This window comes from Comamonas sp. SCN 65-56 (assembly GCF_001724135.1).
Classification (GTDB): Bacteria; Pseudomonadota; Gammaproteobacteria; order Burkholderiales; family Burkholderiaceae_C; genus Comamonas_C.
In genome coordinates, this window is record NZ_MEDS01000005.1 from 129,995 (window position 1) to 145,932 (window position 15,938).

At 65.6% G+C, this 15,938-nt stretch carries 13 protein-coding genes and 2 pseudogenes; 5 read left to right on the plus strand and 10 right to left on the minus strand.

The genetic code is table 11. The features are described from left to right. The 4 genes from ABS45_RS03810 to ABS45_RS03825 form a co-directional block, all read right to left on the minus strand. A complete protein-coding gene (locus ABS45_RS03810) occupies window positions 1–1,605 on the minus strand; it encodes an FAD-dependent oxidoreductase (protein WP_291553146.1) in 1,605 nt (534 codons plus the stop codon). A gap of 86 nt (window positions 1,606–1,691) precedes the next feature. After that, complete coding sequence (locus tag ABS45_RS03815; RefSeq protein ID WP_291553148.1) at window positions 1,692–2,480, minus strand: YiiX/YebB-like N1pC/P60 family cysteine hydrolase; 789 nt, start codon at window positions 2,478–2,480, stop codon at window positions 1,692–1,694. Window positions 2,481–2,516: 36 nt separating this feature from the next. Then, a complete protein-coding gene (locus ABS45_RS03820; RefSeq protein WP_291553195.1) occupies window positions 2,517–3,212 on the minus strand; it encodes an RNA polymerase sigma factor in 696 nt (231 codons plus the stop codon). Between the two features lie 26 nt (window positions 3,213–3,238). After that, complete coding sequence (locus ABS45_RS03825) at window positions 3,239–3,964, minus strand: FAD-dependent oxidoreductase (protein WP_291553151.1); 726 nt, start codon at window positions 3,962–3,964, stop codon at window positions 3,239–3,241. Window positions 3,965–4,080: 116 nt separating this feature from the next. Between ABS45_RS03825 and ABS45_RS03830 the strand changes: the two genes are divergently transcribed. From ABS45_RS03830 to ABS45_RS03840, 3 genes are all read left to right on the plus strand, one after another. Beyond that, complete coding sequence (locus tag ABS45_RS03830; RefSeq protein ID WP_291553153.1) at window positions 4,081–6,630, plus strand: FtsX-like permease family protein; 2,550 nt, start codon at window positions 4,081–4,083, stop codon at window positions 6,628–6,630. A gap of 90 nt (window positions 6,631–6,720) precedes the next feature. Then, window positions 6,721–6,954: a hypothetical protein gene (locus tag ABS45_RS03835; protein ID WP_291553155.1), complete on the plus strand. Its 234-nt coding sequence runs from the start codon at window positions 6,721–6,723 to the stop codon at window positions 6,952–6,954. A gap of 4 nt (window positions 6,955–6,958) precedes the next feature. Beyond that, the gene (locus ABS45_RS03840) at window positions 6,959–7,393 is read left to right on the plus strand and encodes an EamA family transporter (protein ID WP_291553157.1); all 435 of its coding nucleotides are present in this window, start codon (window positions 6,959–6,961) and stop codon (window positions 7,391–7,393) included. Between the two features lie 91 nt (window positions 7,394–7,484). Here the strand turns inward: ABS45_RS03840 and ABS45_RS03845 are convergent, their stop codons facing one another. Both ABS45_RS03845 and ABS45_RS03850 read right to left on the minus strand, forming a co-directional pair. Next, complete coding sequence (locus ABS45_RS03845) at window positions 7,485–8,036, minus strand: flavin reductase family protein (protein WP_291553160.1); 552 nt, start codon at window positions 8,034–8,036, stop codon at window positions 7,485–7,487. Between the two features lie 9 nt (window positions 8,037–8,045). Next, window positions 8,046–9,143 carry an LLM class flavin-dependent oxidoreductase gene (locus ABS45_RS03850; RefSeq protein ID WP_291553163.1) on the minus strand — a complete coding sequence of 366 codons (1,098 nt, stop codon included), beginning with the start codon at window positions 9,141–9,143 and terminating at the stop codon, window positions 8,046–8,048. 108 nt (window positions 9,144–9,251) lie between these two features. Between ABS45_RS03850 and ABS45_RS03855 the strand changes: the two genes are divergently transcribed. After that, a complete protein-coding gene (locus ABS45_RS03855; protein ID WP_291553165.1) occupies window positions 9,252–9,491 on the plus strand; it encodes a hypothetical protein in 240 nt (79 codons plus the stop codon). Here ABS45_RS03855 and ABS45_RS03860 read toward each other — a convergent pair. Continuing rightward, window positions 9,488–9,601, minus strand: a pseudogene (locus tag ABS45_RS03860) (helix-turn-helix domain-containing protein); the annotation flags it as partial. The gene ABS45_RS03855 and the pseudogene ABS45_RS03860 sit on opposite strands and share 4 nt — an antisense overlap. 91 nt (window positions 9,602–9,692) lie before the next feature. Between ABS45_RS03860 and ABS45_RS03865 the strand changes: the two are divergent. Beyond that, window positions 9,693–10,601: a phosphatase PAP2 family protein gene (locus tag ABS45_RS03865; protein ID WP_291553167.1), complete on the plus strand. Its 909-nt coding sequence runs from the start codon at window positions 9,693–9,695 to the stop codon at window positions 10,599–10,601. Here the strand turns inward: ABS45_RS03865 and eptA are convergent. From eptA to ABS45_RS03880, 3 genes and pseudogenes are all read right to left on the minus strand, one after another. Beyond that, entirely contained in the window at window positions 10,565–12,220 is a 1,656-nt protein-coding gene (gene eptA / locus ABS45_RS03870; RefSeq protein WP_291553171.1) for a phosphoethanolamine--lipid A transferase EptA, read from the minus strand. The genes ABS45_RS03865 and eptA overlap by 37 nt on opposite strands. Before the next feature lie 36 nt (window positions 12,221–12,256). Beyond that, a pseudogene (locus ABS45_RS03875) lies at window positions 12,257–15,159 on the minus strand (Tn3 family transposase). 2 nt (window positions 15,160–15,161) lie between these two features. Continuing rightward, entirely contained in the window at window positions 15,162–15,722 is a 561-nt protein-coding gene (locus ABS45_RS03880; protein ID WP_291553174.1) for a recombinase family protein, read from the minus strand. Between the last annotated feature and the right edge of the window lie 216 nt (window positions 15,723–15,938).

The following is a 15,938-nucleotide window of genomic DNA, read 5'->3' on the forward strand; positions in this document are numbered from 1 at the left end:
TCAGGCTCCTTCGGAAATCGAACGCGCGGCCGCTTGCGCGGTCAGGATGCAGCCGGGCAGAAAAGTGCCCTCCAGCGAGCGCTTTCCGCTCGCGCCTCCGCCGCCAAAGCCCGCGGCCTCGCCGACGCAGTACAGGCCCGCGATGGGCGCGCCCCGGGCATCGAGCGCGCGGCTTTGCAGATCGGTCTGCAGACCGCCCAGGCTTTTGCGCGTGATGAGCTGGGTGTGGATGGCGATGAAGGGGCCGCTGCCCGGTTTTTGCAGGGGTGCGGGTTGGCTGGTGCGCAGCCGGTCCGGGCCCCAGGCGCGTGCCTGCAGGATGCGGCGCACCTGCACGTCGTCGTTCGGCGTGCCGTGACTGAACTGCGCGTCGAACGCATCCGCCGTGGCCTGCAGCACGGCTGGGTCGATGTCCAGCGAGGCGGTGCGCTGGTTCATCTTGCGCGCGAGTTCGCCCAGGCTGTCGGCGACGAGGAAATCGGTGCTTTGCCGCTGCATCTGCCGCAGCAGCCTGTGGTTGCCCAGCAGGGTTTCCTTGAGGAAGCGCAGAAACTGCCGGTCGCGAATGCGCTGGTTGTGCTCGGCGCCGGAGATCGCAAACTCCTTGGCGGCGATGCGCCAGTTCATCAGCTGCCAGGTCCAGGGCCTGGGCAGCGCGGCGACCTGCTGGCACAGCCAGTGGGTGTCAAAGCCGGTCACCAGCGGTTCGGGGCCGATGCGCCGGCCACGGTGATCGAGCCAGAGCGCGGATTTGGCGGGAATCAGCGACAGGCCATGCCCCGGGAAATGGGGAAAGGGGTGCGCAATGCCGGCGGCGTAGTTCCACATCTCGCCCGCATGCGTGATCTGCGCGCCCGCGTGCTCGGCCGCCCAGTGGTGCATGCGCCCGTCGGCGAACGGGTGCGCGCCGTTGAGCATGCTGGCGGGCAGTGACCGGTCCTTGGGCCAGTTGCGCCGCGCTTCCTCATGGCTGCCGTTGATGCCGCCCATAGCCAGCACCACGGTATCGGCCCGCAACTGCACTTCGGCGCCGCTGTCTTCATGGACAGCCAGTGCGCCGGTGAGACGCCCGTTCTGCATCTCCAGCGCCGTCACGCGGTGCCGGTGCAGCCGCGTGAGCCGTCCCTGGTCCGCCGCCAGCAGGGCGGTGATGAGCGTGCGCGTCAGGTAGCGCGAAGTGCCCCAGACGATGTGGTAGCGCGGCACGCTGTTGCCCTCGCCGTGGCGCCCGCGCTCCACCAGCTGCACCGCGGGCATGAACTTCAGGCCGTGACCGAGCAGCCAGTCGTACACCTGCACGCGGCTGTGCTCGACGTAGTGCCTGGCCCATTGCAGCGGCCAATGGTCTTCGGCATCCAGCTCGCCAAAGCGCAGCCAGTCGGCCAGCGCCTGCTCGGGCGTGTCCTGAATCCTGGCGCGCGCCTGCAGCGGCGTGCCCACCAGCGCCATGCCGCCAAAGGCCCAGAGCGCCAGACCGCCGAAGCGCTCGGGCGTATCCCGATCGACCAGCGCCACGCGCTGGCCCGCGCGCAGCAACTGCAGCGCGGTGACTATGCCCGCCAGGCCGCCGCCGACCACCAATGCGTCTGCTTTCACTTCTGCCACGCCGCTGTCTCCCGATGGTTGGGGTGCCAAGCATGCCAGAAGCCCCAACTGCGCGGGCCCGGGCTTGTCACCGTCGAGACGCGCAGTTACACCGTCTGTTGGCTCTTGGCCGGCTCGCTGGTGCGATCCCACACCAGATGGCGGAAATCGAAACCCGCAGCCAGTTTGGGTTTGATGATCTCGAAATACGGCGAAACGTCGAAGTCGCGCGGCGTGAACAGCGAATGGTCGCGAATGTGCAGTACCTCGGCGGTGCAGGCCGGGCAGACGGCGGTGGGTTCGGGCCGGTGTTCGATGATCGGCAGGATGGGGTAGTCGATGGACTGGAAAGCCTCGGCGATGAGCGTGGAGCAGATGGCGCGTGTGGGCGCGCCGCTGCCCAGCGCGATCATGCGCCGGCGCAGGTGCACCGGCACCGGCGGCGTGGGCAGCAGGTAGCGCGCCAGATCGAACACGTTGCGCAGGTCGTAGGCCTCGCCGATGCGGGCGACGGCGAAAGCCACCAGCGCCTGGCGCTCGGCGTCGCTCAGGCCCACGGCGCGGCAGATACGCGTGGGCACCTGGGTGTATTCATCGATGGCAAGGCTGCGCACGCCTGCGTTCAGATCGGCCTCCACCAGGCAATGGCTGGCGTGATCCGTACCGGCAAACGGCGCCGTGCCCACGTACAGCGCGGCGTGCGACCAGCTCGATTGCGTGAGGTACTTGATGGCGGTGCTGATGCGGGTATCGCCATCCACCAGCAGCACGTCGCCGGGCTGCAGCAGCGCCCTCAGCTGCGCGCCCGAGGTGGTGGAGAGCGCATCATGGCGCGGACTGCGCCGGGCCAGGTAGTGCGCCAGCCAGCTTCCCAGATGCCCGAGCACACTGTTCATGGCGCTGCCTCATGTCTATTGGCCCGGCGGCGGCTCTCAGGCTGCCCGAAAGAAGCCTTCGGCCAGCGTGCGCTCGAGCGTGCGCTCGACGATGCGGTCGCAGCGTTCGCCATCGAAGGAGAATGCGTCGTTCAGACCCATGTCCATCTCGCTCGCCAGGCCTTCGCGCAGCAGCCCGCGGGCGCGAAAGAAGCGTGTGCGGACCGTTGCCTCCGGGATCTGCAGCGCGTGGGCGACTTCTTCCACGCTCATCTCCTGCACAGCACGCAGCATGAACACGGTACGGTAGGCATCGGGCAAGCGATCGATGCGGTTTTCCAGCAGCTTGCGGACTTCTTCACGCATGGCGGCTCCTTCGGGTTGCTCATCGGCATTGGCAATGAAATGGGACTGTACGTCGGCATCGGGAATCAGCATGGCGGCATCCAGCGGGATGACCTCGCCATGCCTGCGGCGCAGGCGCCCCAGTGCCTCGTTGGCGACGATGCGCACCAGCCAGGTGGAGAGCTTGGCGTCTGCGCGGAAGGTGCCGAGGGCCCGCCAAGCGCGCAGGTAGCCGTCCTGCAGCGCCTCTTCGGCCTCGCCATCGTTCCTGAGAATGCTGCGCGCGGTGCGAAACAGCAGCTGGTTGTAGCGCCGCATGATGGAGATGAAGGCTTGCTTCTCGCCAGCCATCGCCATCTCGACGAGTTGCACATCGCCGATCGGCCCCAGCTGGTCCTTGAGCTGCATTGCCGCGAAAGTCATGGTGTACCTCTTCAATAGCCGTAGAACTCTTCGCTGCGCACGTCGTCTTCGTCGTAGCCGGCTTCGGTCAGCATGGTGCGCATCGCCTCGACCATGCCGGGCGGGCCGCAGAGGTAAAAAATCGGCGCCGGCAGCGTCGCGGTGGCGCGCTTGACGTAATCCGCATCGATGATGCCGGTCTCGCCGCTCCAGCTCTGGCTGGACTGGGCCATGTCGGTCATGGTTGCCACCAGCCTGAAGTGCGGGTTGGTCTTTTCCATTTGGCGCAACTCGGCGAGGAAGGCGGTGTCCTCGGGGCGGCGGTTGGAGTACAGCAGCGCCAGCGGCTGGGGCGATTGGCGGTGCGCCGCATCGCGCAGCATGCTGATGAAGGGCGTGATGCCGATGCCGCCGGCAATCAGCACGCCGGCGCGCTCCACCTTCTTGTGCAGCGTGAGCGAGCCAAACGGGCCGTCGATCTCCAGCACTGCGCCGATCGGCAGGCTGCCCAGCGCCTTCTTGAAGGTGCTGTCGCGCATGCGGGTAGTGACGACGAGCTCGGTCTCGTGCGGCGCGCTGACGATGGAAAACGCGTGGCGCCCGTCGCCGGTATTGCGCGCCTCACCGGCGTTGGGCAGGATCACATCCATTGCCTGGCCGGCGCGGAAGCTGAAACCGGCGGGTTTTTCGAGGTGAAAGGCGATGGTGCCGCGGGCGACTTCGGTCTTGGCGAGCAGGTGAACGGTCTGGGTTGTCATGGCGGTGCTTCTTTTGCCTGGTTTCAGCAGCTTAGATGCCGCTTGGGTGTCGGATATTCCCGTCGCTGCCATGCGTCGACGGGGGTATACGCACTTTAGAGACAATTGCGCCAGCCATGCAAGCCCCTGCTCCCACACCCACCATTCGCTCCCCATCGCCGCTGCGGCTGGGCTGGCGTGCGCTTTGGCGCGATCTGCGCGCGGGCGAATTGCGCCTGCTGATGCTGGCGGTGCTGCTGGCGGTGGCGGCGCTCAGCGCGGTGGGCTTCCTGGCCGATCGCCTGCAGGGCGGCCTGCAGCGCGATGCGGTGCAGTTGCTCGGGGGGGATGTGGTCATCGCCAGCGATCAGGCCACGCCCCAGGCCTTTGTCGATGAAGCGCGCAGGCTCGGGCTGGCGGGCGTGGGCACGCTGTCCTTTCCCACCATGGCGCGCGCCGACGACGCACAGGGCGGCGCCAGCCGGCTGGTGGCGCTCAAGAGCGTGGCGCCCGGCTACCCGCTGCGCGGGCAGGTGCAGACGGCGGCAGTCCCGGAGCAGCCCGGCGCGCCCACGCCGGATATTCCCGCGCCCGGCCAGGTCTGGGTCGACGCGCCGCTGCTGGGCGCGCTGGATGTGGCCGTTGGCGATGCGCTGTGGCTGGGCGATGCGCGCCTGACCATTGCCCGCATCATCACGCTGGAGCCCGACCGCGGCAGCGGCTTCATGAGTTTTGCGCCGCGCGTGCTGATGAACGCTGCCGATCTGCCCGCCACCGCGCTGGTGCAGCCGGCCAGCCGCATCACCTGGCGCTACGCGGTGGCGGGCGACGCGGATGCGGTGGCGCGGTTCGCCGCCTGGGCGCAGCAGCAGGCCAAGGCGCCGGGCGTGCGCGGCGTGCGCGTGGAGTCGCTGGAGAGCGGGCGCCCCGAGATGCGCCAGACGCTGGACCGCGCGCAGCAGTTTCTGAACCTCGTCGCGCTGCTGGCCGCGCTGTTGTCGGCGGTGGCGGTGGCGTTGGCGGCCCGCGCGTTTGCCAGTCAGCACCTGGATGGTGCGGCGCTGCTGCGCGTGCTGGGGCTGGCGCAGCGCACGATTGCCGCGGCCTATGTGGTCGAATTTGCACTCGCGGGCCTGCTGGCCAGCGTGGCCGGGGCGCTGCTGGGCTGGGCGGTGCACTGGGTCTTCGTCTGGCTGCTCGCGGGGCTGGTGCCCGCCGGCCTGCCGCCCGCCAGTGTCTGGCCGGCGCTGCTGGGTCTGGGCGTGGGGCTGACCTTGCTGGCGGCCTTTGGCCTGCCGCCGGTGCTGCAACTGGCGCGCGTGCCGCCGCTGCGCGTGATCCGGCGCGATCTGGGTGGCGTCAAGCCGGCGTCGCTGGCGGTGCTGCTGCTGGGCATGGCGGGTTTTGCGGCGCTGCTGCTCATCGTCAGCCGCGACTGGCGGCTGGGATTGGTGGCGGTGGGCGGCTTTGCCGTGGCAGTGCTGCTGTTTGCGCTGCTGGCCTGGCTGGCCGTCCGGGTGCTGCGCAACAGCGTGCACGAGGCGCGCGCGCCCCGCTGGCTGGTGCTGGCCACGCGCCAGATCGCGGCGCGCCCGGCCTACGCGGTGGTGCAGGTCAGCAGCCTGGCCGTGGGGCTGCTGGCGCTGGTGCTGCTGGTGCTGCTGCGCACCGACCTCATCGCCAGCTGGCGCCAGGCCACTCCCGCGAATGCGCCGGACCGCTTCGTCATCAACATCCAGCCCGACCAGACCGCGGACTTCCGCGCCATGCTCGCCGGCGCGGGCGTGACGCACTACGACTGGTACCCGATGTTTCGCGGCCGTCTGGTGGCAGTGAACGGCAAGCCGGTGAGTGCCGCCGACTATCCGGATGAGCGCGCGCAGGGCCTGGTCGAGCGCGAATTCAATCTCTCGCACAGCCTGCAGGCACCAAAGCACAACGCCATCACCGCCGGGCGCTGGCAGCCGGGCGAGGCGGGTGCGGTGAGCGTCGAAGAGGGCCTGGCCAAGACGCTGGGCCTGAAGCTCGGCGATACGCTGAGTTTTGACATTGCCGGCATGGCCAGCCAGGCACGCATCACCAGCCTGCGCAAGGTGGATTGGAGCTCGATGCGCGCCAATTTCTTCGTCCTCTACCCGCTGGCCGAGATGCCCGATGTGCCCATCACCTACCTCGCCGCTTACCGTGCACCAGAGGTGGCCGGCTTTGACAACGCGCTGGTGCGCCAGTTTCCCAACGTCACCAATGTCGATCTGAGCGCCACGCTGGCGCAGGTGCAAGGCGTGATGGCGCAGGTGATTGGCGCGGTGCAGTTTCTGTTTGCCTTCACGCTGGCCGCCGGGCTGATCGTGCTGTTTGCCGCCGTCACCGCCACGCGGGAAGAGCGCGCGCGCGAGTTTGCCGTCATGCGCGCACTGGGAGCGTCGGGGCGGCTGCTGCGCCAGGTGCAGCGTGCGGAACTGGCGGGTGTGGGGCTGTTGGCCGGCCTGCTCGCCAGCAGCGTGGCGCTGGTGGTGGGGGCACTGCTGGCGCTCTACGTGTTTGATTTCACCTGGACGGCGCCGCTGTGGATACCGCTGGCGGGCAGCATCACGGGCGCGCTGCTGGCGCTGGCCGCCGGCTGGTGGGGTCTGCGCGAGGTGCTGCGCCGCCCGGTGGTGCAGACGCTGCGCGCGGCGGCGCAGTAGGGTTGCGGGCGCGGCATTCTTGAAAACATAGCTGTTTGCGCATGTTAGACAAGCGCCAAGGTTGTATTTGATTCAAATTCAATGACAAAGATGGACACACACGACGCCCAACCCGACTGGGCCGACGCGCCCGAGGGCGAAGGCTGGAACTGGCTGGCGCAGGACGCTGACGGGCGCTGGTTCTGGTATCGCACCGAGCCGCAATTGAACTGGTCGGGCGGCGTGTGGCGCTCGAATTCGCGCAACCAGCGGCCGGCAGGGGAGGGCGCGCCCGATCCGGATTGGGACCGTACGCTGCGCCGCCGCCCGGGCGCAAAGGAGTGAGGCCATGGCGCAAACGCAATCCTGGTTCTTCTGGGCGCTGCTCTCGGCGGGCTTTGCGGCGCTGACGGCGATCTTTGCCAAAGTGGGGGTGACGGGCATCAACTCCGACCTGGCCACCTGGGTGCGCACCGTGGTGGTGCTGGTGGTGCTGACCGGCTTTGTGCTGGCGACAGGGCAGTGGAGCAACCCGCTGCTGCTGCCGGGCAAGAGCATGGCATTTCTGGTGCTCTCGGCGCTGGCCACGGGCGCGTCGTGGGTTTGCTACTTTCGTGCGCTGCAGATCGGCGATGCCTCGCAGGTCGCGCCGGTGGACAAGTTCAGCGTGGTGCTGGTGGCCTTGTTCGCGGTGGCTTTTCTGGGCGAGCGCCCCGGCCTGCGCGATTGGCTGGGCATTGGCCTGGTAGGCGCGGGGGTGTTGATGCTTTCACTCAAAAGATAGCTGACAGCGCTTGGTGGGCAAGCGCTGCAGCCATTTTTGATCCGATTTTTGCATGCCCGGACTGCGCATCCGCGGCATGCCTGAAAAGCCCTCAAGCATCGCCGCCCTGGTGCAGCCTGCGGTAAGCGCCGTGCCAGTACAGCAGCGGTGCGATCTGCCCGGCGCGCGGCGCAATCGTGTGCACCCGCGCCAGCACCAGCACCTGGCCGTGCCGCGGCAGCAGCTCCTGCACCTCGCAGCCCAGGCCGGCGAGGGCGCCAGAGAGGACCCGGGCGCCGGGCTCCAGCCGCAGCCAGTCGGCGCCCTCGAAGCGCGCCGCGCCGCTGACCCCGGTAAAGCCGGAAAAGCGCTGCGCCACGGCTTCGTCCTCGGGTGCCAACAGGCTGATGCCCAGCGCGCGGCCGGTGCGCAGCGCCTGCGCGGTAGAGCTGCGCTGCGCCAGGCTCAGCGCCAGCACCGGCGGCTCGGCGCTGAAGGAGCTGACCGAGCTGGCGACGCAGCCCGTGGGGCCGGCGTCGCCCTCGGCGGTGAGCACGCAGACCGAACCGGCGAACTGGCGCATCGCGCCGCGAAAGCCCGCGGCATCGGCCTGCATGGGCAGGCCCAGCGCAGCCAGGGTGGCGGGGGTGACTCGTTGCAGCACGGCGCTCTTTCAGCGAATGCCGCGGGCCGAGAGAATCGGCAGCACGGTATCGCGGAAGTAGGGGAATTCCTTGACGTAATCGAGGAAGGAGAGCGTGGTGCCACGAAAGCCCGCCTCGTGCAGCTGGCTGATGCCGTCGGCCACCTGCTCGGGCGTGCCCACCAGCGGAAAGCCGCCGTGTCCGGTAGCCATGCGTTCGCGGATCAAGGCCAGCAGGTCGTGCGGAAAGCTCTGCGCATGGGCGAACTGCAGGCGCACGAGGTTGTCCACTGCGTCCCAGTCGGCGTTGTCCAGCTGGCGCTTGAGCTCTGCCTTGGCCTCGGCTTCGGTCGGGCGGCAGACCACGTGCGAGAAGGTCAGCACCCCGACCTTGCGGCCCTTGGTGCTTGCCTGCTCCCTGAGCTGCACGATTTCATCCTTGGAGCGCGCCAGGTCGATCGCCGGGGTGAACAGGAAATCGACGTTGCTGGTGGCAAAGTCGCGCCCCTGGCCCGAGCCGGCGGCGTTGACGATGGGCGGGGCGACGAGCGGGCGCGGGCGGCCATAGCTGCGCGTGGTGTTCCAGTATTTGCCCTTCCAGTCGAAAGGCTCCTCGGACGTCCAGAGCTTGCGCACGAAGTCGAACCACTCCTGCGCGTAGCCGTAGCGGGTTTCGTGGTCGTCGGGCAGGGTCAGGCCGAGTGCCTGGTATTCGGGCTGGTTCCAGCCGGCGACGATGTTCAGGCCGATGCGTCCGCCGCTGGCCTCGGAGAGCGTGGCGATCTGCTTGGCCAGCACCACCGGGTGATTGGCGACGGTGTGCATGGTGGCAAAGGCCGTGATGCGCTTGGTATGCGCGAGGATGGTGGCGGCCCAGGTCATGGTCTCCAGCACCGTGCCGTGGAAGTCGGTCTCGCCGCCGTAGCCGATCCAGCGCGCGATCGGCAGCATGAAGTCGATGCCGGCATCGTCCAGCAGCTTGGCCAGCTTGAGGTTGTTCTCCATCGTCGCCTGCCAGCGGTCGGGCAGCTTGGAGACCGTCATGCCGCCGGAGCAGTTGGACGAGAAGGTGGCCAACAGGAATTTGTCGTGCTGGAGGAAGGGGTGTTGCTGGGCGGACTGCGACATACGCGGGCTCCTGGGGGTCATTGCGGGTGACTACCCGCGGGTTGGGGGAATCTGTTGCTATGCTTTGCGCGAGGGGCTGGCCGTGCCGCCCGATGCGAGGGATAGACCATGACCACAGCACCGACCGATGCCAGCGACCGCGGCGATGACCATTTCTGGCACCTGGCGCGCAGCGGCTCGGGGGTGGCGGTGACGGATGTGGAATTTGCGCTGATGCGCACGGCCGAATCGTTTGCCCGCTGGCAGAGCGAGTGCCTGGCAGCCGTGACGGGCGCGCAGCTCTCGGGCAGCGAGAACACCATGCTGCATGTGGGGTCGCTTCAGAAAACGGAAAATAAAGCACGCTAAGCGTGCGCAGAAGCTGGAACCCAGCGGTACAGCGTAGGAACGGACACGCCGAGGTTCTTGGCCACGTCCTTGGGCGGAACGCCGCTGGCCAGCAACTTCTTAGGGGCGTCTCAGAAGACGGAATACAATGCGCGCTAAGCTGGTTGCAATGGCCGTAGCGGCGACCCGCTGATTGACAATCAGAAAGCGATCAAAGAAGGCATGACCATGGTCGTAGAACGAATTGGACCGGGCCACGCAAGAGAAGCAATTCTGTTGGGTCGAGCGGCTTCGCGCTTGGTGATTTTGGCCGCTCCTGCGTTATTGGTGTTGGCGTTGATCGGGTTACTTGTGCTGCGGTTCGGCGGCGGCGCTGCAAGCACCGCACTCTGGCCGGAACAGCATGTACTTTTTCTGTGGTGGAACGGGGCCTTGGCCTCATTTCCTTCGGAGATTTGGTCGGCCATCACCCTGCTGGGTGATGCGGCGGTCGTCTTGGCCTTGTTTGCCTTGCTTTTGCCCTCCAAGCCACAGGTATGGGCCGCCCTGCTGGCGTCGGTGCCTGCGGGCGCCCTGATTTCGGTGTCAGCAAAGCATTGGGCTAGTGCTTCGAGACCTGCGGCAGTGCTGGATTCGGCCACGTTCAACGTGATTGGCCCGATCCTCCAACACAACAGTTTTCCCTCCGGGCACAGCATCACTGCATTCGCGGTCGCCGCTGCAGTGATCGCTACCTGGGTTGCGAGGCCGCAGCGGTGGCATGACTGGGCCCTGATCCTTGGCGGTCTACTAGCGGCCACCATGGTCGCGGTGTCGCGCGTGGCCGTCGGTGCGCACTGGCCCCTCGACATAGCAGCTGGGGCGGCCTTCGGCTGGCTCGCGGGCCTCAGTGGAGCAGCCCTCGCGCTTCACTCCGGTTGGTGGACATGGCTTTGCCGTGGCGCTGGTCGTCATGCGGCCGGCGCAGCGTTGATCCTGTGGGGCCTGCTGCTTTGGCTCCGGCCGCACGAAACCCTCTCCTGCATTGCGGTCGTAGGCCTCGCGGGGCTGTGCGCGATCTCGGTGGGTGTGTTCCTCCTGTTGAGGGGACCAGCTCAGCGGTCGCAGACATCGCCCGAGCAAGGGGCATAGATGTCCCTCTGCGGCCTGTAAACCCTGCTGCGCATGTCGAAAGCGCCCATGACGCTGTGGAACACCTGGTCTTGTGAATGGGCAACGCGGTTGCGCAGTGTTGATGCGTCGATGCGATGACGGTGCGCAAAGCCATCGGATATCCAGACCAAGAACGGGATTTCTTTCTGTACATCGGGCGCCAGCGCCATCGGCGTGCCGTGCAGATACAGACCGTGTTCGCCGAGCGACTCGCCGTGATCCGATATATACAGCAAGGTTGTCGGTACGCCCTCCATTTTCTTCAGCAGCTGGATGGCGCGACCGACTACGTGGTCTGTGAAGAGGATGGAGTTGTCGTACGCGTTGATCAGGCTTTGCCGCGAGCATCGGCTAAGTTCAACCGAATCGCACACCGGTTTGAAGTGCTCGAATGAGGGCGGGGCCTTAGTGTTATACGCCGGACCATGGCTGCCGCCCTGGTGCAGCACTACGAACACCTTACGGGCGGTCGAGTCGCGGATCCGCTGCTCGAGGCCGCTCAGCAGGACTTCGTCTCCGAAACATGACGAGCCAGTGCAACTCCGCGCCAAGTCATTGGCACGCTCGTAGGTGCCAACCTTCAGCGGGGGTTCGCCCCAGTTGTTGCTGCGCCAGATTACGTCGATGCCGTGCCGCTGCAGGTAGCTAGGCAGCAGCTCGACGGCACCGGCCAGACGCACGCTGGGATCGTCGTGGGACAGGATGCACAACAGTGCCTCAGTGGTGTAGGTTGCGCACGCCTGCGTGTCGGCCAGCGGGATGGCCCCAGAAGTCGACAGGATCGGATTTGTTTGCCGTGGGTATCCGTAAAGGGAAAAGTTGCGCTTTCGAGCCGATTCGCCGATCACCAACACCACGACCGTCTTCTCGTCGCTTTTAAAACTGGCATCGGGTAGCAATTCCGCCTGCCTCGATGCGGCCCACTTTGAGGTCTGGTAGCGCGCCAGGTTGATGGTGTACGACCAGGGCAAAATCAGGCCCCCTATCGAGCGTCCATGCTTGTCGATCCACAACCAAGTGCTTGAGGCCGCATAGACCCAGCCTAGGCCAATCGCGAACACGACGCCAGCGAAGCCAAATAGGCGCGGGCGTCGTGTCGGTCGAATCTGGACCCGAGCCAGCAACAGGCTCGGACCCAAGCCGAGGATGAGCAAGTAGAGCGCGAGCTTCGGATGCCACAGCGTCGCTGCTTCGGCCACATCGGTGTTCAGGACGTTGCCCATCATCGTCTTGTCCAGCAGCACCCCGTAGGACTGCATGAAGTACAGCGCCGCAGCATTGAGCATGGCACCCAGAATGCACAGAGGCTTGATGAGGTGCTGGGATGCGAGGGCCGCGGACGCGAGCGCAAGTGCCGTTACAAATGCAACGACGACAAATAGCGTCGCCAACGTCAGCAGTCCACCATAGCCAAGCTGCACCAAATCGTTGACCGCAAATGCGAACAACGGCATTTGGTACAGCGCCGCATTCAGCAGCGATATTACAACGATCAGCTCGGCAGTTCCAAGCTGCGGGCGCCGCCGCAGCGCGACGCGCAAGCGTGCCAGCCACGACGTCGAGGCGGTATCTTCTTCAAGGGGATTCTCTGCGTTCATGGAGGGGTCGTCTCAGAAAGCGGAAAAAATCGTACGCTAGGACCCGGATAGAGGACGTAGCGGTCTGAACTTGCCAGCGCCGATCTTGGCGCTGCTGCGCCACAGGTAATCGCCGGTCAGGTTGATGTGTTCCCAGCCCAGCGGCGACAGGTACGGCAACAGCGCCTCATCGACGGCATGGCCGTTGCCACGCAAGGCATGCGCTGCGCGCTCCAGGTAGACCGTGTTCCACAACACGACGGCTGCCGTGACTAGGTTGAGACCGCTGGCCCGGTAGCGCTGTTGCTCGAAACTGCGGTCGCGGATTTCCCCTAGCCGGTTGAAGAACACGGCGCGGGCCAGTGCGTTGCGCGCTTCGCCCTTGTTCAACCCGGCATGCACGCGGCGGCGCAGTTCCACGCTTTGCAGCCAGTCCAGGATGAACAGCGTGCGTTCGATGCGCCCCAGCTCGCGCAGCGCCACGGCCAGGCCGTTCTGGCGCGGGTAGCTGCCGAGCTTGCGCAGCATCAGCGAGGCCGTCACCGTGCCCTGCTTGATCGAGGTAGCCAGGCGCAGGATTTCGTCCCAATGGGCACGGATAGCCTTGATGTTCAGCTTGTCGCTGCCAATCATCGGCTTGAGTGCGTCGTAACTTGTTTCACCCTTGGGAATGAACAGCTTGGTGTCGCCCAAGTCGCGGATGCGCGGTGCAAAGCGGAAGCCCAAGAGGTGCATCAGCGCGAAGACGTGATCGGTGAAGCCCGCTGTGTCGGTGTAGTGCTCCTCGATTCGCAGGTCGGATTCGTGGTACAGCAAGCCGTCGAGCACGTAGGTCGAATCGCGCACGCCGACGTTCACGACCTTGGTGTGGAACGGCGCGTACTGGTCAGAGATGTGGGTGTAGAACGTTCGCCCTGGGCTGCTGCCGTATTTCGGGTTGATGTGGCCGGTGCTCTCGGCCTTGCTCCCGGTTCGGAAGTTCTGACCATCCGACGATGATGTGGTGCCGTCGCCCCAGTGCTCGGCGAAGGGATGCCGGAACTGGGCGTTCACCAATTCGGCTAGCGCTGTCGAATAGGTTTCGTCGCGGGTATGCCAAGCTTGCAGCCAGGCGAGCTTGGCGTAGGTTGTGCCGGGGCAGGACTCGGCCATCTTGGTCAGGCCCAGGTTGATTGCGTCGGCCAGGATGGTGGTCAGCAGCAGATTTTTGTCCTTGGCCAGGTCGCCCGATTTCAGGTGCGTGAAGTGGCGGGTGAAGCCCGTCCACTCATCGACTTCGAGCAATAGTTCGGTGATCTTGACGTGCGGCAGGATCATCGCCGTCTGGTCGATCAGCGCCTGCGCCGTGTCGGGCACGGCGGCATCCAGCGGCGTGATCTTCAGGCCCGACTCAGTGATGATCGCATCCGGCAGGTCGTTGGCCAACGCCATTCGGTTGACGGTGGCAAGCTGCGCCTCCAGCAGCTCCAAGCGCTCGCTCAGGTACTGGTCGCAATCGGTGACCACGGCCAACGGCAATTCGCGGGACCGCTTGAGGCTGGCGAACTTTGCAGGCGGTACCAGGTAGTCCTCGAAGTCCTTGAATTGGCGTGAACCCTGTACCCAAATGTCGCCCGAGCGCAGCAAGTTCTTGAGTTCCGACAGCACGCACAGTTCGTAATAACGCCGGTCGATTCCGGCGTCGGTCATCACCAGCTTCTGCCAACGCGGCTTGATGAAATCGGTTGGGGCATCGGCGGGCACCTTGCGGACGTTGTCGGTGTTCATGCCGCGCAGCACCTCGATGGCATCAAGCACGTTCTTGGCGGCAGGTGCGGCCCGCAGCTTGAGTACATCGAGAAATTCCGGCGCGTAGCGACGCAATGTGGCGTAGCTTTCGCCGATACGGTGTAGGAAATCGAAATCATCGGGTTGAGCGAGCTTCTGTGCCTCGGTGACGCTCTCGGCGAAGGCATCCCAGGACATGACTGCCTCAATGGCGGCGAACGGGTCGCGGCCCGACTGCTTGGCGTCGATCAGCGCCTGGCCAATGCGCCCATACAGGCGCACCTTGGCGTTGATGGCCGGTCGTGTAGGTCGATGATTTCGTCGGTAACAGTAGCCATGCCCTCGATGGCCAGCGCCACGAGGGTAGCGTAGCGCCGCTGCGGCTCGAACTTGGCCAGATCAGCGGGCGTCATCTGGCCGCCCTCGCGGGCGATCTTGAGCAGCCGATTCTGGTGAATCAGGCGCTCGATACCAGAAGGCAGGTCGAGTGCCTGCCACGCCTTGAGACGTTCGATGTGTTCGAGCATGTGCCGTGAATTGGGCTTGGCCGGTGACTGGCGCAGCCAGGCCAGCCAGGTTGGCTTGCCGTTGTCGCGGCGCTTGAGCAGGTCGTCGAGGCGACGCCGGTGCCCATTCGACAACGGCTCGGACAAGGCTTCGTAGATGCGCCGGTTGGCGCGGGTGATGGCCTCGGCACTGGCGCGCTCGATGGCGTTGAGCGCCGGCAGGATGATCGACTGTCGCCGCAGATGCTCAATCAAGGCGCTGGCCAGCACGATGCCCTTGTCGGTTTGCGTGGCCAGCTCGGTCAGCGTGTGTACGGCCTTCCGGTAGTGGCTCATGGTGAACGGCTGGAAACCGAAGACCGTTTGCAGCTCCACCAGGTGTTCGCGCCGGGTCTGCTCCCGCTGCCCGTAGTTGTCCCAGCTTTCGACACCGACCTTGATCTGGTCGGCGACTAGTTTCAGCAAGGGCGGGAACGGCGGCTGATCGACACCAAGGAGAATGCCGGGAAAGCGCAGGTAACAGAGCTGCACGGCGAAGCCCAACCGGTTTGCAGGCCCACGCCGCTGCCGGATGATCGAGAGATCGGTATCGCTGAACGAGTAATGCCGGATCAAATCGTCCTTGGCGTCCGGCAACGCCAGCAGGCTTTCCCGCTCGGCGGCGGGCAGGATGGAACGACGGGGCATGTTTACTGATCAGTTCTCAAGTATTGATACAGGGTCTCCCGGCTGACACCGAACTCGCGGGCCAGTTTTGACTTTTGTTCGCCTGCGTCGGCCCGTTGACGCAACTCGGCCGCACGCTCTGGCGACAGGGCTTTCTTGCGGCCCCGGTAGGCACCGCGCTGCTTGGCCAGCGCAATGCCCTCGCGCTGCCTCTCGCGGATCAGGGCGCGCTCGAATTCGGCGAATGCCCCCATCACGGACAGCATCAGATTTGCCATCGGCGAGTCCTCGCCGGTGAAGGTCAGGCATTCCTTGACGAACTCGATGCGCACGCCGCGCTTGGTGAGCTTTTGCACCAGGCGGCGCAAGTCATCGAGATTGCGCGCCAGGCGATCCATGCTGTGCACCACCACGGTGTCGCCCTCGCGCACGAAGGCCAGCAGCGTGTCGAGCTGCTGGCGCTGTGTATCTTTGCCCGACGCTTTGTCGGTGAACACCTTGTCCACCTGACTCTGTTCGAGCTGGCGTTCCGGGTTTTGGTCGAAGCTGCTGACCCGCACGTAGCCGATGCGTTGACCGTTCAAGGGTGTCTCTTGCGCAAAGTGTCAGCCAGAAGTCTATAACCCTTGACGGATGCTGTCAATAAATGCTGAACAAGACTCTAACTTAACGCATTCTAATTGCGGAGCCTGACGCCAAGCTAGGGTATAGCTCAAAATGACGGTTGTTCGTTTAGTTCGTCCCCTTAGGGGCCTGGCGGGGACTATCCTTTTGCGCTGGCGCGACGCTCTGAACGGAAC